Here is a 21,799-nt window from a genome sequence, read left to right as displayed (position 1 = left end):
GCGGGCTAATTTGTACCCCGGACGAGGGGGATTGCGCCAATGAGGATTTTGATCATAGCGGCGGCCGTGCTGGCGCTGACGGCCGTCTCGGCGCAGGCGCAGATGGGCGGCGGCAGGCGCCAGCCCAATGAGGCCGTGGCCAAGCCGGACAACAAGCCCAAGGTTGACGAAAAGGCCTACAAGGCGGCGCTCGAGCGCATTCCCGAGCCCAAGGATAAGTATGATCCGTGGGGCGGAGCCCGCCCGAGCGAACCCACGAAGAAGCTGAAATAAAGCTTGGCGGGCCGTAACGACCCGCCTGCGATATCCTGCCCCGATGCCGCCTTCGGTACAACGGGCGCTGCCGCATGATGCTGCATCGTGTGCACGATGCGAACGTTCATTCACATCATGTGCATGACTATACGAAGGCGAGGCCGACGCGCCTGTCGTTGCGCCAGACCGGCCGGCAATTTCGCACGAAATTGTCGCGTGAAATCGACAGCGTGAACGATTGCGGCAACGTGACAGGGTTTTCGAGATCGATTGCGGCGCCGCTCGCCGACATGTTTCGCACCGTGCACGCAAAACCACTATTTTCAAAGGCGATCGTGCCACCCTTGAAGACCCGGTGCCGCTGTGCCGTACGCTTTTCGATCATCCGCGTTAGTCCATAGCGATGATTGTGAAATAGTGCATAGAAATTACCTTGAACTAAACTCAATACTGCCGCTACTTGCACCGCGCTTCAGACTTCGTTTACGAAATTGAAGCGGAGCGTCTCTCCGCCGCCGCGGTGCGCTTGGCGCTTCACGGCTCTCCGATCATGCTTGTCCCGGCAGCATCGCGAACGCGCTCGACACCATGGCCACCGGCTTGTTGTCGGTGGCGGAGAGCAGGGTGACGCGGCCGAAGCTCATGGTGCGCCCGAGGCGCACCACGCGCGCGTCGGCCAGCACGTCGGACGAGGAGACGGCGCGCATGAAATGCGTGGTCTGGTCGACCGTGGTCATCGGACGGTAGCCGCGATTGGCGGCCAGAATTGCGATCACCATGGCGGTATCGGCCAGTGCCATCAGCGCCTGGCCGCACACCACGCCGCCGTGGCGGCACAGCCGCTCCGAAAACGCCAAGCGCAGCAATGCGCCCGGCTGCCAGTCCGGTGCATCCGACGGCGGGGCGTGCTCGATGCGCTCGACGGAGAGGTTGAGATCTTGGACCCAGGGCGCAAAGACCTCGCCGAGGATCCGTCTGGCGTCGGCGATGCCGAACTCCGCTTCTGGCTGCGATGGCATGCTGTCGTTGTCCTCCATTGTTGCCGGATGTTTCGGCCATACTGCGCGCATCGGCGCGGCAAAGTCACCCGGTCTCCCGTGGGTCCCGTCGGCTTGAAGTCCCGTCGGCTTGAAAATGCCTGACTTCGCCCTCTATGATGCCGCGCTTGGGAATGGGGTGGACGATGTTGCGTCGATGTGTCCTGGTCGTTTGTCTGGCCGCGCTCGGCCTTGTGCTGAACGGGTGCACCAAATGCGGCCCGATCTGGGACGACTGGCTGAATGCGCCGAAATCGTGCAGATCGGACCGGCTCTAGCGGCCCCGAGCGACCCCAAGGTCGCGACCGGGGTTGAACAGGGACGACAAGGCGCGGGGCGATCCGCCCTTCTATGGATGATCAAGGAGCGAATGATGAAGCTTTTCCGTATGGCTGCGGTGCTGGCCGTGCTGGCCGGACCGGCCTATGCGCAAATGCCCAATATCAACCTGCTGCAGGATGGTCCGAGCAAGACCCCGGAGGAGAAGGCGGCCGAGGCCGAACGTGAAAAGGCCTACAAGGAAACGCTGAAGAAGATTCCGGACACCAAGGCGTCCAACGATCCCTGGGGCGGCATGCGCTCCGATCCGCCAAAGCAGCCGGCGCCGAAGGCATCGGCCGCGACCGGTGCGCCCAAGAAGACCAAGACCGGCACAGCCGCTAACTGAACGATCACGGGCGGAGGCGGCTTGCGCCTCCACTCGGGACTCCTGTTCGGCCCGCCCGCTTCCTACATTCCCGAGAGAGTGTTGCGTTGAGGAGGCATCACATGGCCGATCGGCCGCGGGATCTCGCCGAGCGGATGGCGCGCCGGCACAAGGCGGGCGGTAAGCCAGCCGAACAGAGCGGCGACGGCTATTTGCGTGAAACCTTCACCTTGCCCCGCCCGGCGGCGCGCGCAAGAGCGCAGGCCTTCTTCGCCCGCTACCCCAAGGCTGGTTATATGAGCGAAGTCGAACACTGGCGCGAATTGCCCGGCGGCGAGATCGAATTCACCATGCGGCGGCTTCCCAGCGCCGACTAGGCCAAGCTCGGAGACAAAGACCTACTCGAAGGTCTCGGCGACGATACGGATCCGGAACACGGGCTCTTTGGCTTCGTCGAGCAGCTCCATATGCCACTCCGAGTTTTCCTGGAGCTTGCGGGAGATGCCCGCGGCCATGTCGGCGCAGACGCTGGTCATCTCCTTCCAGGCCGAATCGCGATCGGCAAATTCCGTCGCATGCTCGGCACAACCGGAATAGCGGCCGTTCCGGATTCGAAAGAAATAATGCGGCATGGCTGGCACCGGTCGCGTAATGGCCTGCCCCCAAGCCACAAGGCGCTCAATCCAATCCCAAATGGCCGGCAGATCAATTCCGGGCGTCTACGGAATGGCCGCCCATGGCGGCTGCCTGCGGGCCCAAGCAAACCGCGCCGCGCTAAAAATCGACCTGAAAGCCGCCGGTCCGCCGGTTCAGGCGGTTTTCCGTGCCAGCGCTTTCAGCTCCCGATCGATGCGCAGCTGCACCCGCCGGATCGCCAACAGGTCGATCTTGGTCTCGGTCTTGCCGCTCTTGACCTGGTCGCCGATGCAGAACTCCCACTGCCAGACACCCGGAATCGCCGTTTTGGCAACGGTGAAGTCGATGCCCCTGTGATTCATGGTCACCTCCACGATTCACCTTTCCGGAAGCATGTTGGGCATCACATATTCCGCCGACAAGTGAAATCTTCCGGTAAGCCTTGGATAATTCACGAAAATCTCGAAAGTGCGCGCGGCTCGCAACAAACGAAATCGGATTCCGAAAGACGTGGGAGCGGAAAACTCGCAGCGCGCCTGGAGCCGTCGTCGCCAGCGGCCAAGTCCCTGCCGACGCGTTCCACCGCAACTCGGACAGATGGCCCAGGAACTCTGTTCATGGTCGGAGAACCACGGACAGGTTCGGTGGGTGAATCATTAAAACCGCGGTTCCCATCGCGCGGCGGGAATGACCGGAAGCCGGTGACCAAGCCGCCCTCCTGCGATCCACGGCACATGCCTTGCTTGCCAGATAGGCAAAGGCAACATGGGCGCATCATGCTCGGCATTCCCCGTCGCTACAGTCATTTCGTCTTCGGCGTCATCCAGTCCGGCCTGACCTCGCTGATCGCGGCGGGGATCGCCAGCTTTCCGGCGCAAAGCGCGATGCTCTTCGTTCAACATTGGACAATCTCGTGGCTGGTTGCATGGGCGGCGATGCTGCCCATCGTGCTGCTGGCAGCGCCTGCGATTCGCGCGTTCGCGCTGCGGCTGACGCGGGAAGAGGGGACTGGCTGAGCAGGTTGCGGAAACGAAAAAACCCCGCTTGGGGTGAGCCAAGCGGGGCGAGAGGTTATTGGAGGCTGAGGTGCTGGGCTTGCAACACCATAAGCCGGACCACCGTAACCGGCGCTGCTTACGGCAGCCTGACAAGCACGCGGACCGAACCGCAGAGCGATGTGCGCTTCGACCGAGCATGGCGCCATCGTGAATGAAAGGAAGGGAGCCTTTTGAGGCGCTCCAACGTCCCAATTCGAACACCCGATTGCACAACTTACGACACACGCGTCGGCGAGATTCCGTCCGTTCGGCGAAGCCATGGGGGAAACGTGGTGCGCCGACAACGGGGTGGCATCATGGATAATGTAGAGCGGTCATTCGCCGCCGCGACGGCGGCTGGCTTCGTAGTGCTGGTGATCGGCATCGTGCTGTTGGCGCTAATCTAGACCGGCACGACGAACGCGACAGCGGCGGCACGGCGAACAGCGACGATGCGGCCCCGAGCGTGGATCCGCGCGAGCAGGCTCGGTGCGCACTCAAAAAATATCGAAAACAACCCCATGCAAAGTAGAAACCGCGGCCGGCTCTGGCCCCTCGCGGTCGACGACAACAACCAAGCAGGTAGTCCCGGTCGCAGTCTTCGAGCGGGAGACTAATCGAGACGGCCCGTAAGCCCGCTCTAGGGCTTGGGCTGCTGCAACCCGGGTGAAGTCAGCCACTCGGCGATATGAGCCGTGGTCTCGTCCAGTCGGGCCTTGCGGAGGAGGCTTTCCCGCCGGGAGCCGGGAGGCAGCTTCGTGGCCTCCTGTCTCAGCCGTTCGGCTTCTTCGGCCAGACGTTCTTCGAGGGGCGAGCTCTGTTTAAACCGGCGGCGATGTTTCATGAGTGGCCTGTGCATACGGGTCCTAACCGTAAGAATGTGCAACCTCGATCCTATTATGCCCGCGTGCGCCGCGCGGTTCCAAAGTAAACACAGCGAATTGGAATAGGCCAAAATTTCAATTTGGGATTAGCTCTTCCGCGGCTACCGACTCCCCTGAGGCGGCAGAGCCGCCACGGAGGAGCAGGAAACGCTTTTCGGAAATTCAAGCTGGTTTTCGGAGTTTGCAGTCCCGGCGGCGAAAAGAACATATTGCGAACCTGGAACAAATAGGGTACATTATTTTTGTCGCCGGCCCGCCCCACCCACCGTTTGTCCCTCTAGCGAATCCTCGCCATAAGGAGCACGACCCAATGTCCACCACTGCCCTGCGTATCGTCGAAGGATCTTCCATGGACAAGAGTAAAGCTCTGGCCGCCGCGCTCTCCCAGATCGAGCGCCAGTTCGGCAAGGGCTCGGTGATGAAGCTCGGCAAGAACGACCGTTCGATGGATGTCGAGGCGGTGTCCTCGGGCTCGCTGGGGCTCGATATCGCGCTCGGCATCGGCGGCCTGCCGAAGGGGCGGGTTGTCGAGATCTACGGGCCGGAATCTTCGGGCAAGACCACGCTGGCGCTGCACACGGTGGCGGAAGCACAGAAGAAGGGCGGCATCTGCGCCTTCATCGACGCCGAACATGCGCTCGACCCGGTCTACGCCCGCAAGCTCGGCGTCAACATCGACGAGCTCCTGATCTCGCAGCCCGACACCGGCGAGCAGGCGCTGGAAATCTGCGACACGCTGGTGCGCTCGGGTGCGGTCGACGTTCTGGTGGTGGATTCGGTTGCGGCGCTGGTGCCGAAGGCCGAGCTCGAGGGCGAGATGGGCGATGCCCTGCCGGGCCTCCAGGCCCGTCTGATGAGCCAGGCGCTCCGCAAGCTGACGGCTTCGATCAACAAGTCGAACACCATGGTCATCTTCATCAACCAGATCCGCATGAAGATCGGTGTGATGTACGGCTCGCCGGAAACCACCACCGGCGGCAATGCGCTGAAATTCTACGCCTCCGTCCGTCTCGACATCCGCCGCATCGGCGCGATCAAGGAGCGCGACGAGGTGGTCGGCAACACCACGCGCGTCAAGGTGGTGAAGAACAAGCTGGCGCCGCCCTTCAAGCAGGTCGAATTCGACATCATGTACGGCGAGGGCGTCTCCAAGATGGGCGAGATCCTCGATCTCGGCGTCAAGGCCGGCATCGTCGAAAAGTCCGGCGCCTGGTTCTCCTATGACAGCCAGCGTCTCGGCCAGGGCCGCGAGAATTCCAAAGCGTTTTTGAAGGCCAACCCCGACATCACCGCCAAGATCGAGACCGCCATCCGTCAGAACTCCGGCCTGATCGCCGAGCAGATTCTGGCCGGCACCCCCGAGCGCGACGCCGACGGCGACGAGCCGGCCGACGAGTAGCCTTAACAATAGAGTTTTCGCGAGGAGCGGGCGCTGAGGACGTTGAGTTGCCGACGTCTTCGGCGCCTGTTTCACTTTGCCTGGAGTATTTAGGCGATGAAGCGTGCGTTTCTGACGAGTTCGTCGGGCTTTGATCTCATACGCTCAGATCTTGCCGAGGTCGTCATTCCATTCACGTTCCGCTTTGTTGACGGGCCTCTGCCTCTCGACGAACTTGCGATCTATGTTGCCGCACGGTCAGGAACGGCGAATCCTGGAGGGCACTGGTCGGACTTCATCGGACGAAGGCCCCAGGGCGTCAGAGAACGGCAGCACCTGTCGCTGACCGAGTTTTGCCAATCTTACGATATTGTCGAATTGTGGTTTGATTCGACCCCGAATGATCAGCTGCAGCTAATTTGGCTGCTCGATTTTCTCCGCTCGCATCCAGAGATCGTGGCGAAGGCAAAGCTGCGTCTGATCGATTTCAATCTGATCTCGCAGGAACTTAAATCTATTCGCAAATCGTTGGCCTATATTCCCGATGTCGAGGTCACCGCAGATGAGCTTGAAACAGCAAGCATGGCCTGGCAGGCCTATGCCGCGCCGACACCTGAGGCCGGCGTCGATCTGGTCGACAAAGATCTAAGTGCCTTGCCAATGCTGAAGCCGGCTTTGATCGATCTCTTGGCAGAGCTTCCATCACCCTCAACCGGGCTCGGCGCGACGGAAATGCGGTTTCTTGAACTCGTTTCACGGGGCTACGAGCGGACGAACGCGCTGTTCCACTTGCGCGGGCTCCGCCGTACGCGTGTCTTCAGCGAGTGGGAGCTGGGCTGGCTGCTCCAAGGGCTCGCGCTAGGTCCGAGACCCGCGGTTGCAGGGCTTGGCGATGAACTGCGCACGATCGACCGGGGCAACCTGAGGGGCCGTCATGAGGTTTATCTGCGGAGCAGGCTGTCGATAACGGAGTTTGGCAAAGCTGTGCTGGCGGGGCGGGAAGACTTCAGCCTTCACAACCCAATCGACCGCTGGTGGGGCGGTACGCGGCTGACCAACGAGCGGCTGTGGCGCTTCGGCTCTGTCCTGACGAGGGCTTGAAGTCACGAGCATGACGCGGCTTATTCTGACAACAGATTCGTCCGCCGCTGGCGCTCTCGAGCAAGCCGACGTTGGCGATCTCGTGCTCGCAATCGAGCGCCGCCTTGTCTGGGGCCCTCTGCCATCCGACGCAGAGCTCGAGGCGTTCTTCGCGCCGCGTACGACTCTGCCACACGGCGTTCATTGGCTGGACGATACGCCGCGATGGCGCCTCGAAAAATCGGGTGCGAAGGACCGCGCATTGCTTGAACTGTCCGCGGAATATGACTCAGTCGAATTGTGGATGGGGCCGGAGCCAAATTCGCAATTGATCCTGCTTTGGCTGCTCGACCATTGTCGCAGCGAAGGCGCGGCGGCCTCCGAGTTCGTGATGCGTCACCTCGATATCGCCATCGGTAACATCGACCCGCTGCGACTTGCGAAGCTCGACCCGCCAGCTCTCAGACTTACGCAAGATCACCTCGAACTGGCCGGTCGCGCGTGGCGAGCCTATCGCGCGCCGACGCCGCAAAGCTGGTTCTACCTCCTTAAGGCAAATTTGAATCTGCTTCTGCACCTCGGTCAATGCTTCGTGGACCTCCTCGAAGAGCTTCCGAGCGTCGCCACCGGTCTTGGAACGACTGAAACGAGAATCCTGGAGTTGATCGCAACAGGCGGCGCGCGGCCGTTCGACGTTTTCCCGGGTGATCGGAAGCGCAACGAGCGGCGCGTTTTCGACTACTGGGAAGTCGGGGTGCTGCTTGATAGGTTAGCGCGGTGTCCGGCGCCGGCCATATCCGGGCTGGAGGAGGGGCCGTTCTCGCTCGACATGCACGACGATCCTCTGCGCTACGCACGATACAAGCAATCTGGCTTGTCGCTCACGGAACTCGGGAAGGCGGTGCTGGCAGGAGAAGAGGATTTCCTCCGCTACAATCCGATCGAGCGCTGGTGGGGCGGTACTGAGCTGACCCATCAACGGCTCTGGCGTTGGGACGCGGAAAGCCGCTCATTGGTCGCGCCTACCTAATGTCTGCATATTTGCTCAATGTGATCCTGTACTCCGTATCAAATATTTGAGAGGCGACCGTGTCCCATCTGATCCTGGCGACAAACTATCTTGCTGCAGACACGCTTCGCCAGTCGGGCGCAGCGAACATCGCGCTCAGCTTCTGCATGCGCTTCGTCTTCGGCCAATTGCCTTCCGCGGAACAGCTTATAATGGGGCTGGAGCGGCGATCGGCAAAGCACTGCAATCCAGGCGATCACTGGCTCGACGAGGTTTGTCGAGACTGTCTGGAAGGTTTCGGCACGCGCGATATCGGTTTCTTCGAACTGTGTGCGAAGTTCGACTCGATCGAAGTGTGGGTCGATCCCCAACCCAACGATCAGCTTGTACTCGTCTGGCTGCTCGACCTGCTTCGTCCTTACAAAGAGATCACGACGAAGCTGAGTCTGGTGCACACGGATGATGCCGTCACGAAGTATCATCCGGAATCGGTGACCAAATGGAAGTTACCGCTGTTCAAGGTTACCGATAGCCACCTGACGATGGCTAGTCGGGTTTGGCACGCCTGGCGCGCGCCGACACCGGAGCCCTGTTTTGATCTGCTCACCAAGGATCTGACGATTCTTCCCCGATTGCGGCCAGCTCTGATCGCGATGCTCGAAGAATTGCCTGGTCGAACGACAGGTCTCGGCGTGAGCCAGTTCGGTATGCTGGGGTTCGGAAGACGGTGGTACCGAGCCGCGCGCGGTGCTCTGGGGAGCCGAGGACACGTACGACAAGCGGGAGGCCGGTGAACTGCTCTTCGACCTGGCAGACTGCAAGGCGCCAGCAATCTTTGAACTTGGCGAGACGCCGCCCGACTCTCGTGAAGAGAATCGGCCTGTTCAATACAAGGGCGGCTTGCTCGCTCTGACCGAGCTTGGACGCGCCCTTTGGGCCTGTGAAGAAGACTTTTCCCGTCACAACACGATCAAGCGTTGGTGGGGAGGCACTGAATTGACCAACGAACGGCTCTGGCGGTGGGACGACGAGAGCCGTTCGTTGATTGCGCCGTAGGCTCTTCCTTACTCCGCCGCCTCGGCGTAGTCGCTCACCGGCGGGCACGAGCACACCAGATTGCGGTCGCCATAGACGTTGTCGACGCGCCCGACCGGACTCCAGTATTTGTCGGTGCGCGAGGTGCCGGCCGGGAAGCAGCCCTCGGCGCGGGTATAGGCGCGCGTCCAGTTGTCATCGGCGATGTCGTGCACGGTGTGCGGGGCGTGGCGCAGCGGCGAGGCCTCGATCTTGAACCGGCCGGCCTCGACCTCGGCGATCTCATTCCGGATCGCGATCATGGCGTCGCAGAAGCGATCGAGCTCGGCCTTGGACTCCGACTCGGTCGGCTCGATCATCAGTGTGCCCGGCACCGGAAAACTCATGGTCGGGGCGTGGAAGCCGTAATCGATCAGCCGTTTTGCGATGTCGTCGACGGTGACGCCGGACGTGTTCTTCAGCGCGCGTGGGTCGACGATGCATTCATGCGCGACGCGGCCCTTCGCGTTCTTGTAGAGCACCGGGAAGTGCGCATCGAGCCGTGCCGCGACATAGTTGGCGTTGAGAATCGCGATCTCGGTGGCGCGCTTCAATCCTTCGCCGCCCATCATCAAAATGTAAATGTAGGAGATGGTGAGGATCGAGGCCGAGCCGAAGGGAGCTGCCGAAACCGGGCCGACCGGAGCGTCCGCCTGCGTTGACGGGTGGCCAGGAAGGAACGGCGCGAGATGTGCCCTCACGCCGATCGGGCCCATGCCGGGGCCGCCGCCGCCGTGCGGGATGCAGAAGGTCTTGTGCAAATTGAGATGGCTGACATCGGCGCCGTAATCGCCGGGCCTGGAGAGACCGACTTGCGCGTTGAGGTTGGCGCCGTCCAGATACACTTGGCCGCCATTGCCGTGCACGATGTCGCAGATCTCGCGGATGTGCTCCTCGAACACGCCGTGGGTCGAGGGATAGGTGATCATGACCGCGGCGAGATCGTTCGAATGCTTTTCGGCCTTGGCGCGGAGATCGTTGACGTCGACGTCGCCGTTCTTCTCGCAGGCAACCACCACCACGTCCATGCCGACCATCGCGGCCGAGGCCGGATTGGTGCCGTGGGCGGATGAGGGGATCAGGCAGATCTTGCGATGCGCCTCGCCGCGTGCGGCATGATAGGCGCGGATGGCCAGAAGCCCGGCATACTCTCCTTGCGCGCCCGAATTCGGCTGCAGCGAGATCGCATCATAGCCGGTGATGTCGCACAGCCATTTTTCCAGCTGCGCGAACAGCGCGTGGTAGCCCTTGGCCTGCTCGCGCGGGGCGAACGGATGCAGGCTGGAAAATTCCGGCCAGGTCAGCGGCACCATCTCGGTGGTGGCGTTCAGCTTCATGGTGCAGGACCCGAGTGGGATCATAGCGCGGTCGAGCGCGAGATCGCGGTCCGAAAGCTTGCGCATGTAGCGCAGCATCTCGGTCTCCGAGCGGTGCGCGTGGAACACCGGATGGGTGAGGAAGGAGGTCGCGCGCTTCAGTGCGTCCGGCAGCGCCTCGCGCGTGGCCGCATCGATCTCGGCGTACGTGAGCTTGCCGCCGAACGCGCGCCACACCGCTTCGACAGTCGCCGGCGTCGTGGTTTCGTCGAGCGCAATGCGCAAGGCGCCATCGCCGAGGCCGAGGTTGATCTTTTCAGCCGTCGCGCGCGCGACGATCTCATCGCGCTTGCCGCCGGCCTCGACCGTCACCGTATCAAAGAAGCTGTCGGACTGCGGTGCGAAGCCGAGCTTGCGCAGCCCAGCGGCGAGCACGGCCGCGCGGCGATGCACATTGCGCGCGATCTGGGTCAGCCCTTCGGGGCCATGATAGACCGCATACATCGAGGCGATCACGGCGAGCAGCACCTGCGCGGTGCAGATGTTGGAGGTCGCCTTCTCGCGGCGGATGTGCTGCTCGCGGGTCTGGAGCGCGAGACGGTAGGCGGGCGCGCCGCGGGAATCGACGGAGACGCCGACGATGCGGCCGGGCAGCGAGCGCTTCAGCGCATCGCGCACCGCCATATAGGCCGCATGCGGGCCGCCATAGCCCATGGGAACTCCGAAGCGCTGCGCCGAGCCGATCGCAATGTCGGCCCCGAGCTCGCCAGGCGAGGCGAGCAGTGTCAGCGCCAGCAGATCGGCGGCAACGATCGCGAGTGCGCCCTTGGCCTTCAGCGCCGCGATCGCGGGCCTGAGGTCGCGCACCGCTCCCGAACTGCCGGGATATTGCAATAGCGCACCCAGCACGTCCGTGTTGTCGAGCTCGGTGAGGGGATCGCCGACGATCAGGCTCCAGCCCAGCGGCTCGGCGCGGGTGCGCATCACCGCGAGCATCTGCGGATGCACGTCCTTGTCGACGAAGAAGGCTTTTGCTTCGACCCGCGAGTGCCGCTCGGCGAGCGCCATGGCTTCAGCTCCCGCAGTCGCCTCGTCGAGCAGCGAGGCGTTGGCGACGTCGAGCCCTGTGAGGTCGCAGATCATGGTCTGGAAGTTGAGCAGCGCCTCCAGCCGGCCCTGGCTGATCTCGGGCTGGTAGGGCGTGTAGGCGGTGTACCAGGCCGGGCTTTCCAAAATGTTGCGCTGGATCACCGCTGGCAGGATCGTGCCGGAATAGCCCTGGCCGATCAGCGAGGTGAAGACCTGGTTTTGGGCTGCGAGCTCGCCCATATGCGCGATCGCCTCGGTCTCGCTCAAGGCCTTGCCGAGATCAAGCGGCGCGGCCTGCCGGATCGAGGCGGGCAGCGTCTCCGCCATCAGCGCGTCGACGCTTTTAGCGCCGACGGCGTCCAGCATCGCGGCGACATCGCGCGCCGAGGGGCCGATATGGCGACGAACGAAGCTGGCGGCGGTGTCGCCGTTGGATTTGCGGTGCGCGGTCATCGCTTGCTCCATCGTTCTCTAAGCCGTGTGTGCCTTGTAGGCGGCTTCATCCATGAGGCCGCCGAGTTCGCTCTTGTCGGCAATCCTGATCTTGAAGAACCAGGCCTTGCCGCCTGCGTCCGAATTGACCAGTGCCGGCTCTGCCACGACGGCCTCGTTCACCTCGAGCACCTCGCCCGTAACAGGCGCGTAGACATCGGAGGCGGCCTTGACCGATTCCACGACGGCGGCGGCTTCCGCCTTTTTCAGCGCGCGGCCGACCTTGGGCAGTTCGACGAAGACAACGTCGCCGAGCTGCGACTGCGCATAGTCGGTGATCCCGACGGTGGCGATATCGCCGTCGATGGCCAGCCATTCATGGTCGGAGGTGTACAGCGTCGTGGTCATTTTCGATCCTCAGCGTTTGTAAGTGTTTTTCACGAAAGGCATGGCGGCCACGGTGAGCGGCAATTGCTGGCCGCGCACCTCGGCGAACAGTTTTGTATCGAGCGCGCTCAGGGCAGTGGGCACGTAGCCCATCGCCACCGGCGCATTCAGGCTCGGGCCGAAGCCGCCCGAGGTGACCTTTCCGATCGGCTGATCGCCGGTCGCATCCGCGAACAGCAGTGCGCCCTCGCGCACCGGCGCACGGCCCTCAGGTCGCAGGCCGACGCGGCGGCGGCTTGTGCCGTGATCGAAATGGGCCAGAATCTTCTCTGCGCCGGGAAAGCCACCGGCGCGGGCGCCGCCAGTGCGGCGGCTCTTCTGCACCGACCATTCCAGCGCCGCCTCGACCGGCGTGGTGTCGGTATCGATGTCGTGGCCATAGAGACAGAGCCCGGCTTCCAGCCGCAGGCTGTCGCGGGCGCCGAGCCCGATCGGCAGCACGTCGGGATTGTCGAGCAGCGCCTTGGCCAGCCGCTCGGCATCGGCTGCGGGAACCGAAATTTCAAAACCGTCCTCGCCGGTGTAGCCGGAGCGCGAGACGAAACAGGCGATGCCGTTCACCTTGTGGGGGCCGGCGTCCATGAACTTCATGCCGGGCGACTCTGCACACAATTTCGCCAGCACGGCTTCCGCCTTCGGGCCCTGGAGTGCGATCAGCGCGCGTTCGGTCAGCGAATCGATGATGCAGTCATCCGAGAGGTGCGCGAGCAGATGCGCTTCGTCCTCGGCCTTACAGGCGGCGTTGACGACCAGGAACAGGTGATCGCCGAAATTGGCGACCATCAGATCATCCAAAATGCCGCCATCCGCATTGGTGAACTGGGCGTAGCGCTGCCGTCCGGGCGCAACTGCAACGATGTCCTGCGGCACCAGCCGCTCCAGCGCGCGGGCGGCATCTTCGACCTTGCCCGACTTCGGCCGGAGCGCGATCTGACCCATATGGGATACGTCGAACAGGCCGGCTCGGATGCGGGTATGGAGGTGCTCCTTCAGCACGCCCGCAGGGTATTGCACGGGCATGTCATAGCCGGCGAACGGCACCATCTTGCCGCCGAGGGACACGTGCAGCCCGTGAAGGGGGGTACGTTGCAGGGAATCTTGGTCGTCGCGCGCTAGCATCAGAGGGGCCCTCGGCGGTTCCCGGGGAGGATTCCCCGATGGACACCAGTCGAAGCCCCATCTGTCGCTGTGCCTGAGAGTATTATCCCGTCGGCGGGCGCCACCCGGGTTTAAACCCGTCGGCGCCTCTTTCCAGATGCTGTCAAAGCCACGCGGTCCGTTTGCCTGAGAGTTTCCGGGGCGGTTGCTCCTTCGGCGCCGGCAATGAAGCCGGTCTCTCCCGACGTGGCCGTACCATACAGATAGGTAAAGACCACAGGCCGGCCAAGCCTGTCAACGCGGGTCCAGCGGCTTTCAACCGGGATTGCAACGGGATTGCGCGCCTGCGGCAACCCTCTGATCTCTCTGCACAGTTTCTGGACAGCGAAGCTGGCCTTGTCTAAAAGCGCTTCTGTCCGCAGATATCAGCCTAATCTTTCGGTTTGGAGGGCGTGTCGCGGGCCGAAGCCCACCCGATTGGATGAACATGAGCGGCGTCAACGAGATCAGGTCGACCTTTCTGAACTTCTTTGCCGAGAACGGCCACGAGATCGTGTCGTCCTCGCCATTGGTGCCGCGCAACGATCCGACGTTGATGTTCACCAATGCCGGCATGGTGCAGTTCAAGAACGTCTTCACCGGCATGGAGAAGCGGCCCTATCAGCGCGCCACCACCTCGCAGAAATGCGTGCGCGCCGGCGGCAAGCACAACGACCTCGACAATGTCGGCTACACCGCGCGCCATCTCACCTTCTTCGAGATGCTCGGCAATTTCTCGTTCGGCGACTACTTCAAGGAGCGCGCGATCGAGCTTGCCTGGAAGCTGATCACCAAGGAATTCGGGCTCAAGAAAGACAAGCTGCTCGTCACCGTCTATCACACCGACGACGAGGCTGCCGACCTGTGGAAGAAAATCGCCGGCTTCTCCGACGACCGCATCATCCGCATCCCGACCTCGGACAATTTCTGGGCGATGGGCGACACCGGTCCGTGCGGCCCGTGCTCGGAGATATTCATCGACCGCGGCGAGCACATCTGGGGCGGTCCGCCGGGCTCTCCGGAAGAGGACGGCGACCGCTTCCTCGAATTCTGGAACCTGGTGTTCATGCAATATGAACAGGTGACGAAGGAGGAGCGCGTGCCGCTGCCGCGTCCCTCGATCGACACCGGCATGGGTCTGGAGCGCATGGCCTGCATCATGCAGGGCGTCGATAGCGTGTTCGAGACCGATCTCTTTCGTCACCTGATCGATGCGACCGCGTCCGCGCTCGGAAGCGGACCGAACGCGCAGACCGTCGCCTCGTTCCGCGTCATCGCCGATCACTTGCGTTCCTCGGCCTTCCTCGTTTCCGACGGCGTGCTGCCCTCGAACGAGGGCCGCGGCTACGTGCTGCGCCGGATCATGCGCCGTGCGATGCGCCATGCGCAGCTGCTGGGTGCGAAAGACCCGCTGATGCATCGGCTGGTCTGGGCGCTGGTGCGCGAGATGGGCCAGGCCTATCCGGAGCTGGTGCGCGCGGAAAACCTGATCGAGGAAACGCTGCGGCTGGAAGAGACCCGCTTCCGCAAGACGCTGGTCCGCGGCCTTGCCATTCTCGACGAGAAGTCGGCGTCCCTGAAGAAGGGCGATATGTTCGACGGCGACGTCGCCTTCACGCTCTACGATACCTACGGTTTCCCGCTGGATCTGACGCAGGACGCGCTGAAGTCGCGCGGCATTAGCGTCGATCAGTCCGCCTTCACCGACGCGATGGACCGTCAAAAGGCCAAGGCGCGCGAGTCCTGGAAGGGCTCGGGCGAAGCGGCTTCCGAAGCGATCTGGTTCCCTCTGCGCGAAAAGCTCGGGGCCACCGAATTCCTGGGCTACGAGACCGAGAGCGCCGAAGGCGTTGTCTCCGCGCTGGTGAAAGATGGCAAGGAAATCGAAAGCCTCAAGGCCGGCGAGACCGGCGCCCTGCTGCTGAACCAGACGCCGTTTTACGCGGAGTCGGGCGGTCAGGTCGGCGACACCGGTACGTTGCTAGGGGAGGGCGGAATCAAGTTCCGCGTCACCGACACCCAGAAGAAGGTCGGCGATCTCTTCGTGCACGTCGGCACCGTGGAGAGTGGCGAAGTGAAGCTCGGCACCGCGCTCCAGCTCGAGGTCGACCATGGGCGTCGCTCGTCGATCCGCGCCCATCACTCGGCGACCCATCTCATCCACGAGGCGCTGCGCCAGGTGCTCGGCGACCACATTGCCCAGCGCGGCTCGCTGGTCGCGCCCGACCGCCTGCGCTTCGACTTCGTGCATCCGAAGCCGATCACGCACGAAGAGCTTGCCCGCGTCGAGGACATCGCCAACAACGTGGTGCTGGAGAACGACGAGGTCACGACCCGTGTCATGGGTGTCGACGAGGCCCGCGAGGCCGGCGCGCGCGCGCTGTTCGGTGAGAAATATGGCGACGAGGTCCGCGTGGTCTCGATGGGCCGGACCGCGCGCGAGCGCGGTGCCAATGCGCTCGGCTGGTCGGTCGAGCTCTGCGGCGGCACCCATGTGAGGCGCACCGGCGACATCGGCCTGATCACGCTGACCGGCGAGAGCGCGGTTGCCTCCGGCGTCCGCCGTATCGAGGCGCTGACCGGCAATTATGCACGCCGGCATGCCAACCACACCATGGCGCTGGCGAAGACCGCGGCCAACGAGCTGCGCACCTCGATCGACGACGTGCCGGCACGCATTGCCGCGCTGATGGAGGAGCGCAAGAAGCTCGAGCGCGAGCTGTCCGATGCCCGCAAGAAGCTCGCGATGGGCGGCGGCGCATCGAGCGGCAACGGCGCGGCCACCGGCGTGCGCGAGATCGGCGACGTCAAGCTGATGGCGCGCGCGGTCGAGGGCATCGAGATGAAGGATCTCAAGGGCCTCGCCGACGACGGCAAGAAGCAGATCGGCTCCGGCGTGGTCGCTATCGTCGGCGTCACCGAGGACGGCAAGGCCGGAATCGTGGTCGGCGTCACCGCGGACCTCACCGCGCGCTTCAACGCCGTGAACCTGGTGCGCGTCGCCTCCGAAGCGCTCGGCGGCAAGGGCGGCGGCGGGCGGCCGGACATGGCGCAGGCCGGCGGCCCCGACGGCGCTAATGCCGCTGCGGCGCTGTCAGCAATCGAAAAAGCCATGTCTGAACAAAAATCGGCAGGCGCGTGAGGCCGTGCGCCTCATTCCGCAAGGACGTGGCTCAGCCGATCCCGACTTAAGGGACCGCCTCTACGAATTGCTCGAGCACGATCCGCTGGCCTACTCGGCGGGGTCGCGCTTCATCCAGCTGATCATCGGCGTCATCGTGCTCGACGTCGTCGCGATGATCCTCGCCTCGGTGCCGGAGCTGGACGCGCAGTTCGGCGCGCTGTTCGCAGGCATCACCATCCTGGCCGTGATCGTATTCGCGCTGGAATATCTCGCGCGCCTCTGGACGGTGGCGGGCCACACGCCGCGCAAGGGCTCGGCGCTCGCCGACCGGCTCTCCTACGCCTTCTCCGCGCTCGGCATCATCGACCTGCTGGCGTTCCTGCCCGCAGGAATCGTGCTGGCGTCGGGCCGGCACGCGACGCTGGCCGCGCTCGGCGTGCTGCCGTTCTTCAAGCTGATCCGCTATTCGCCGGCGATGCGTTCGCTGCTCGCGGCCGTGCATGCCGAGCGGCGGGCGCTGATCGGCTGCATCGTCATCCTGATCGGGGCCGTGCTGACCTTTGCCTCGCTGCTCTACGCCATCGAGCGCGACGTGCAGCCGGACAAGCTCGGCACCATTCCGCAGGCGATGTGGTGGGCCATCGTGACGCTCGGCACCGTCGGCTATGGTGACGTCGTACCGGTGACGGCGCTCGGCAAGTTCATTTCCGTGTTCACCATCATCGCGGGCTTTGCCATGATCGCGCTGCCGGTCGCGATCATCTCCACCGCCTTTGCCGAAGAGGTGAAGCGGCGTGATTTCGTCGTCACCTGGGGCATGCTGGCGCGGGTGCCACTGTTCTCGCATTTGTCGGCAGCGGAGATCGCCGACATCATGCGGCTGCTCCGGGCCCGCACCATCGAGCCGGGCGAGGTCCTGGTGCGGCGTGGCGATGCCGCCTCATCGATGTATTTCATCACCGCCGGCGAGGTCGAGATCGCGCTGCCGAGCCAGCAGGTAAAGCTGGCCGACGGCACTTTCTTCGGCGAGATCGCGCTGCTGCACAAAACCAAACGCAGCGGCACGGTGACGGCGACGCGCAAGACACGGCTGCTCGTGCTCGACGCCCAGGACTTTCACGCCCTAATCGCGCGCATGCCGACGCTGGCCGCCCACGTCCACAAGACCGCGAAGGCACGGCTCGAGGAGAGCGGCGATCTCGCGGCGGCGGAACTCGCCCAGGCGAAGGATGAGGGCACCGACCGCTGAGCGGTCATTTGCGCTCTTGCGTCGAAGCAATCCAGTCTGCCTCCGTGGAGGGATTCTGGATTGCTTCGCTGCGCTCGCAATGACGAGGCGAGAGAGCCGGCCTACGCCGCCAGCGTCTTCTCGAGGTTCTGAGCGACCTTGTCGAGGAAGCCGGTGGTCGACAGCCAGCGCTGGTCGGCGCCGACGAGCAGCGCGAGGTCCTTGGTCATGTATCCCTCTTCGACCGTGTCGACACAGACTTTCTCCAGCGTGTCCGCGAACTTGGCGAGCTGCGGATTGTTATCGAGCTTGGCGCGATGGGCGAGGCCACGGGTCCAGGCGAAGATTGACGCGATCGAGTTGGTCGAGGTCTCCTTGCCCTTCTGGTGCTCGCGGTAGTGGCGGGTCACGGTGCCGTGGGCGGCTTCGGCTTCCACCGTCTGGCCATCGGGGGTGAGGAGGACCGAGGTCATCAGGCCGAGCGAGCCGTAGCCCTGCGCAACGGTGTCGGACTGCACGTCGCCGTCGTAGTTCTTGCAGGCCCAGACGTAGCCGCCGGACCATTTCAGCGCCGAGGCCACCATGTCGTCGATCAGGCGGTGCTCGTAGGTCAGGCCCTTGGCCTCGAATTCGGTCTTGAACTCGCGGTCGTAGATGTCCTGGAAGATGTCCTTGAAGCGGCCGTCATAGACCTTGAGAATGGTATTCTTGGTCGAGAGGTAGACCGGGTAGTTGCGCAGCAGGCCGTAATTGAGCGAGGCGCGGGCGAAGTCGATGATGGAGTCGTCGAGATTGTACATCTCCATGGCGACGCCGGCGCCGGGCGCCTTGAACACTTCCTTCTCGATCACGGTGCCGTCCTCGCCGACGAACTTCATCGACAGCGTGCCCTTGCCCGGGAACTTGATGTCGGTGGCGCGGTACTGGTCGCCATAGGCATGACGACCGATGATGATCGGCTTGCTCCAGCCGGGAACCAGGCGCGGCACGTTCTTGCAGATGATCGGCTCGCGGAAGATGCAGCCGCCGAGGATGTTGCGGATGGTGCCGTTCGGCGACTTCCACATCTGCTTGAGGCCAAACTCCTTCACCCGGGCTTCGTCCGGGGTGATGGTGGCGCACTTGACGCCGACGCCGACCTTCTTGATGGCTTCGGCGGCATCGATGGTGACCTGATCGTTGGTCTGGTCGCGGTGCTCCATGCCCAGGTCGAAATACATCAGCTCGACATCGAGGAACGGGTTGATCAGCTTGTCCTTGATGTACTGCCAGATGATCCGGGTCATCTCGTCGCCATCGAGCTCGACGACGGGGTTGGTCACCTTGATTTTTGCCATGATCGGGGAAGCCTCTTGGGAACGGCGCTATTGGCGCGCCACGGGAATATCCGCCGCCTCTTAGCACCGGGACGCGGCGGGCGAAAGCCAAGGGATTATGCAGTTTTAGCTCATCCAGCTTCCGCAGATGGGCAGCGGCCGCCCGCCGCTCGGTTGAGGTCGGCTGAGGTTTCAGGAGAGATTCAAAAGTCGAATCCAACCCGTTATTTCTCTTGAGAATTTTGTCAGGACAGGCAAACGACAGGCGCGCGGGACAGCCGGACGGGTGGCCGGCTTGAATCAAAACCTGAGGCGGCCGCTCCAAGGCCTTGAGAGAAAGCGTGAAAGCAAAGCAAGATGTCAGGGACTGACAAGAGCAAGGCGGGCCTCGCCCTCGATGGTCCCATCGTGATCCTGGTCGAGCCGCAGCTCGGCGAGAACATCGGGATGGCCGCGCGCGCGATGGGCAACTTTGCCCTGAGCTCCTTGCGCATCGTCAACCCGCGCGACGGCTGGCCCAACATCGCCGCCCAGCGTGCGGCGGCCGGCGCCGACCACATTCTGGAACGGGTCGAATTGTTCGACACGGTCGAGCAGGCCGTCGCCGATCTCGACCTCTTGTTCGCCACCAGCGCGCGCGCTCATGATCAGGCCAAGCCGGTGGTCGGGCCGGAGGCGGCCGCGACCGAGATGGCGGGGCACATCGCGACCGGGGGCAAGGCCGGCATCCTGTTCGGCCGGGAGCGCTGGGGCCTGACCAACGAGGAGGTCGGCCTCTCCAACCGCATCGTCACCTTTCCGGTCAATCCGGGCTTTGCCTCGCTGAACCTTGCCCAGGCCGTGCTGCTGATCGGCTATGAATGGTTCAAGCGAGCGACATCCGGTGAGCTGCCCCATACCATGCCCGAGCGATCCGAGCGCGCCTCGCAGCATCAGATCCAGGCCTTCTTCGAGAACCTGATCCGCGAGCTCGACAAGGTCGAATTCCTGCGCCCGGCCGAGAAGCGCGACACCATGCTGGTGAACCTACGCAACATCTTTACCCGCATGGACCCGACCAAGCAGGACATGCATACCCTGCACGGCGTGGTGATGGCGATCGCGGAAGGGCGCAAGGGCCCGGCCAAGGGCGGCGTCCTCGACGGCGAGCAGGCGACGCGGCTGCGGGCGCTGTTGGCCGAGCACGGGCAGGGCGGTGGTGTGTCCGACAGCGGCAGCACGGTGCGCGGGCTCGCGCGCCTGCTCCGCCGCAACCCGACCGATGCCGAGCGGCTGCTGTGGCAATCGCTGACCCGCGACCGCCGCTTTGCCGGCCAGTTCAAGCGCCAGACCCCGGTCGGACGACACATCCCGGACTTCGTCTCATTCCCGCACCGGATCGCGATCGAGCTGGTCAACCCGGGCGAGGGCGAGACGATTGCGGCAGATCGGGCGGCCCGGAGGGCGTGGCTGGAGGCGCGCGACTATCGGGTGATCGAGATGCGGGCGGTGGATGTCGAACGGGATCTCGAGGCGGAGCTGTTGCGGTTGCAGGGGATGATCGCGGAAGGACCGAGCGCGTCGTAGGCGCAAGCTTAGGGCGCGTATTCAAAATCCGCTCAGCCCATGTCCACTCGGCCGCGAATGTATGTCACGTCCACTGACCCTTGAGAGGGACAGTGGCGGCTCGCCCTGTCGAGTCTGCGACGCTCCATTTCAGACCGACCAATTCTGACGAAGCAGGCTTCTTTTGCTCGCGCCAGAGAGCCGGTGACAGCGCTTCGTGTGATCCGCCGATCATGATAGGCTGGCTCTCGGCAGAGGACGTGTTCAGCCGGTCCTGGACAACAAGGGGGGCTAGCAGTGAAATCCTATCTTCAGTCGCCGGCAGTCGACGAGTTCGCCACGAGGAGAGCTGACGTACTGATCCTGATTGGCCGTATTCTACTTGCCTGGGTATTCGTCGGAAGCGCGTACGGAGCGCTAGCCAACTTCAGCGGCTCGGTTGGCTATTTCAGGTCCCTGAACCTTCCAGCACCTGGGCTGTTCACTATCGTGAATATCGCAGTGGAAATATTGATATCCGCTGGTTTGATATTAGGCGTCGGTACGCGCTACTGCGCCGTTCTGACGTTCGTGTTCGTATTGGCGGCAACGATTGTTGCACATCGCTACTGGGAATATCCCGCCGGTGCGCAGCAGTTGGGTCAATACAACAATTTTTTGAAGAATATCTCGATCATGGGAGGCGCGATGTTGATCTTCGTCACCGGAGCAGGCCGTTTCAGTTTCGATCGGACATCGTAGCCGGCATCACTTCGGCTTGAGCTTGAACGCGTCCTCGATCGCCCGGCGGACGCTCTTGGAGAGCGGCTTCAAAGCATGGCCCACGAAGGCGAAGAGAAGCATCAGCCACGTCGCGAGCGCGGCACACCACAGCACGACTTCCAGTATCTCAGGCATGATGCCCCCTCAAAAAATAACTTCTCTGAAATGCGGCAAGTGTTGCTCATTGGAGCCGACACCGCAAGTCGTCTTAAGAGTGGTGGCGCGCCGAAACACTCGGAATCAGCATTAAGGAGCTTGCTGGCCGCGGGCAGCCTTGCATCAACGGAGCCTCGTAGGGTGGGCAAAGCGGAGCGTGCCCACCATGTCATTCAACAAGGCCGAGGCAGAGAGTCGTCCGTGAAGAACG

Annotated in this window: 22 protein-coding genes and 1 riboswitch; of the genes, 13 read left to right on the top strand and 9 right to left on the bottom strand. The window is 63.3% G+C overall.

The features are described from left to right. Nucleotides 1-39: 39 nt before the first annotated feature. On the top strand, nucleotides 40-273 hold the full coding sequence (locus tag FXV83_RS37735) for a hypothetical protein (RefSeq protein ID WP_148744885.1): 234 nt from the start codon (nucleotides 40-42) through the stop codon (nucleotides 271-273). A 127-nt stretch (nucleotides 274-400) separates the two neighbouring features. Here FXV83_RS37735 and FXV83_RS37730 read toward each other — a convergent pair whose 3' ends face one another. Continuing rightward, a complete protein-coding gene (locus tag FXV83_RS37730; protein WP_187436448.1) occupies nucleotides 401-640 on the bottom strand; it encodes a PilZ domain-containing protein in 240 nt (79 codons plus the stop codon). A 163-nt stretch (nucleotides 641-803) separates the two neighbouring features. Continuing rightward, the gene (locus FXV83_RS37725) at nucleotides 804-1,274 is read right to left on the bottom strand and encodes a PaaI family thioesterase (protein ID WP_148744881.1); all 471 of its coding nucleotides are present in this window, start codon (nucleotides 1,272-1,274) and stop codon (nucleotides 804-806) included. Between the two features lie 391 nt (nucleotides 1,275-1,665). On the opposite strand from FXV83_RS37725, the gene FXV83_RS37715 reads away from it, so the two are divergent. Both FXV83_RS37715 and FXV83_RS37710 read left to right on the top strand, forming a co-directional pair. Beyond that, nucleotides 1,666-1,959: a hypothetical protein gene (locus FXV83_RS37715; RefSeq protein WP_148744877.1), complete on the top strand. Its 294-nt coding sequence runs from the start codon at nucleotides 1,666-1,668 to the stop codon at nucleotides 1,957-1,959. 101 nt (nucleotides 1,960-2,060) lie between these two features. Beyond that, the gene (locus FXV83_RS37710; protein ID WP_148744875.1) at nucleotides 2,061-2,315 is read left to right on the top strand and encodes a hypothetical protein; all 255 of its coding nucleotides are present in this window, start codon (nucleotides 2,061-2,063) and stop codon (nucleotides 2,313-2,315) included. A 21-nt stretch (nucleotides 2,316-2,336) separates the two neighbouring features. Here FXV83_RS37710 and FXV83_RS37705 read toward each other — a convergent pair whose 3' ends face one another. Then, complete coding sequence (locus FXV83_RS37705; protein WP_148744873.1) at nucleotides 2,337-2,570, bottom strand: DUF6894 family protein; 234 nt, start codon at nucleotides 2,568-2,570, stop codon at nucleotides 2,337-2,339. A gap of 177 nt (nucleotides 2,571-2,747) precedes the next feature. Further along, entirely contained in the window at nucleotides 2,748-2,936 is a 189-nt protein-coding gene (locus tag FXV83_RS37700; RefSeq protein ID WP_148744871.1) for a hypothetical protein, read from the bottom strand. Between the two features lie 414 nt (nucleotides 2,937-3,350). On the opposite strand from FXV83_RS37700, the gene FXV83_RS37695 reads away from it, so the two are divergent. The 6 genes from FXV83_RS37695 to FXV83_RS44545 all read left to right on the top strand — a co-directional run bounded on the left by FXV83_RS37695 (nucleotide 3,351) and on the right by FXV83_RS44545 (nucleotide 9,018). Next, nucleotides 3,351-3,590, top strand: coding sequence for a DUF2798 domain-containing protein (locus FXV83_RS37695; RefSeq protein ID WP_148744869.1), 240 nt, complete (start codon nucleotides 3,351-3,353; stop codon nucleotides 3,588-3,590). Between the two features lie 1,215 nt (nucleotides 3,591-4,805). Beyond that, complete coding sequence (gene recA / locus FXV83_RS37685) at nucleotides 4,806-5,894, top strand: recombinase RecA (protein ID WP_148744865.1); 1,089 nt, start codon at nucleotides 4,806-4,808, stop codon at nucleotides 5,892-5,894. A 96-nt stretch (nucleotides 5,895-5,990) separates the two neighbouring features. Further along, on the top strand, nucleotides 5,991-6,974 hold the full coding sequence (locus FXV83_RS37680) for a hypothetical protein (protein WP_148744863.1): 984 nt from the start codon (nucleotides 5,991-5,993) through the stop codon (nucleotides 6,972-6,974). A 241-nt stretch (nucleotides 6,975-7,215) separates the two neighbouring features. Then, nucleotides 7,216-7,983: a hypothetical protein gene (locus tag FXV83_RS37675; protein ID WP_235940538.1), complete on the top strand. Its 768-nt coding sequence runs from the start codon at nucleotides 7,216-7,218 to the stop codon at nucleotides 7,981-7,983. Between the two features lie 59 nt (nucleotides 7,984-8,042). Continuing rightward, entirely contained in the window at nucleotides 8,043-8,756 is a 714-nt protein-coding gene (locus FXV83_RS44550; RefSeq protein WP_235940537.1) for a hypothetical protein, read from the top strand. Beyond that, nucleotides 8,710-9,018, top strand: a complete 309-nt coding sequence (locus FXV83_RS44545; RefSeq protein ID WP_235940536.1) for a hypothetical protein — start codon at nucleotides 8,710-8,712, stop codon at nucleotides 9,016-9,018. Before FXV83_RS44550 ends, FXV83_RS44545 begins: the two co-directional genes overlap by 47 nt. A gap of 8 nt (nucleotides 9,019-9,026) precedes the next feature. On the opposite strand, the gene gcvP is transcribed toward FXV83_RS44545, so the two are convergent. The 3 genes from gcvP to gcvT are packed head-to-tail and all read right to left on the bottom strand — an operon-like array spanning nucleotide 9,027 to nucleotide 13,439. Continuing rightward, on the bottom strand, nucleotides 9,027-11,894 hold the full coding sequence (gene gcvP / locus FXV83_RS37665) for an aminomethyl-transferring glycine dehydrogenase (RefSeq protein WP_148744859.1): 2,868 nt from the start codon (nucleotides 11,892-11,894) through the stop codon (nucleotides 9,027-9,029). A gap of 18 nt (nucleotides 11,895-11,912) precedes the next feature. Then, entirely contained in the window at nucleotides 11,913-12,281 is a 369-nt protein-coding gene (gene gcvH, locus FXV83_RS37660; RefSeq protein WP_148744857.1) for a glycine cleavage system protein GcvH, read from the bottom strand. 9 nt (nucleotides 12,282-12,290) lie between these two features. Then, a complete protein-coding gene (gene gcvT / locus FXV83_RS37655; protein ID WP_148744855.1) occupies nucleotides 12,291-13,439 on the bottom strand; it encodes a glycine cleavage system aminomethyltransferase GcvT in 1,149 nt (382 codons plus the stop codon). A gap of 144 nt (nucleotides 13,440-13,583) precedes the next feature. Continuing rightward, nucleotides 13,584-13,672, bottom strand: a riboswitch (glycine riboswitch). Nucleotides 13,673-13,905: 233 nt separating this feature from the next. On the opposite strand from gcvT, the gene alaS reads away from it, so the two are divergent. Continuing rightward, entirely contained in the window at nucleotides 13,906-16,599 is a 2,694-nt protein-coding gene (gene alaS / locus FXV83_RS37650; RefSeq protein ID WP_187436447.1) for an alanine--tRNA ligase, read from the top strand. 4 nt (nucleotides 16,600-16,603) lie between these two features. Continuing rightward, on the top strand, nucleotides 16,604-17,830 hold the full coding sequence (locus tag FXV83_RS37645; protein WP_148744851.1) for a cyclic nucleotide-gated ion channel: 1,227 nt from the start codon (nucleotides 16,604-16,606) through the stop codon (nucleotides 17,828-17,830). A gap of 101 nt (nucleotides 17,831-17,931) precedes the next feature. On the opposite strand, the gene FXV83_RS37640 is transcribed toward FXV83_RS37645, so the two are convergent. Then, a complete protein-coding gene (locus FXV83_RS37640; protein WP_148744849.1) occupies nucleotides 17,932-19,146 on the bottom strand; it encodes an NADP-dependent isocitrate dehydrogenase in 1,215 nt (404 codons plus the stop codon). 336 nt (nucleotides 19,147-19,482) lie between these two features. Here FXV83_RS37640 and FXV83_RS37635 point away from each other — a divergent pair, with 336 nt between their 5' ends. Further along, nucleotides 19,483-20,691 carry a TrmJ/YjtD family RNA methyltransferase gene (locus FXV83_RS37635; protein ID WP_148744847.1) on the top strand — a complete coding sequence of 403 codons (1,209 nt, stop codon included), beginning with the start codon at nucleotides 19,483-19,485 and terminating at the stop codon, nucleotides 20,689-20,691. Between the two features lie 276 nt (nucleotides 20,692-20,967). Continuing rightward, nucleotides 20,968-21,411, top strand: coding sequence for a DoxX family protein (locus FXV83_RS37630; protein WP_187436446.1), 444 nt, complete (start codon nucleotides 20,968-20,970; stop codon nucleotides 21,409-21,411). 6 nt (nucleotides 21,412-21,417) lie between these two features. Here FXV83_RS37630 and FXV83_RS43280 read toward each other — a convergent pair whose 3' ends face one another. Beyond that, the gene (locus FXV83_RS43280; protein ID WP_187436445.1) at nucleotides 21,418-21,567 is read right to left on the bottom strand and encodes a hypothetical protein; all 150 of its coding nucleotides are present in this window, start codon (nucleotides 21,565-21,567) and stop codon (nucleotides 21,418-21,420) included. Between the last annotated feature and the right edge of the window lie 232 nt (nucleotides 21,568-21,799).

The organism is Bradyrhizobium hipponense (assembly GCF_008123965.1).
GTDB classification, from domain to species: domain Bacteria; phylum Pseudomonadota; class Alphaproteobacteria; order Rhizobiales; family Xanthobacteraceae; genus Bradyrhizobium; species Bradyrhizobium hipponense.
Note: the sequence above shows the minus strand (reverse complement) of the source record. Positions and strands in the feature narration are given on the sequence as shown.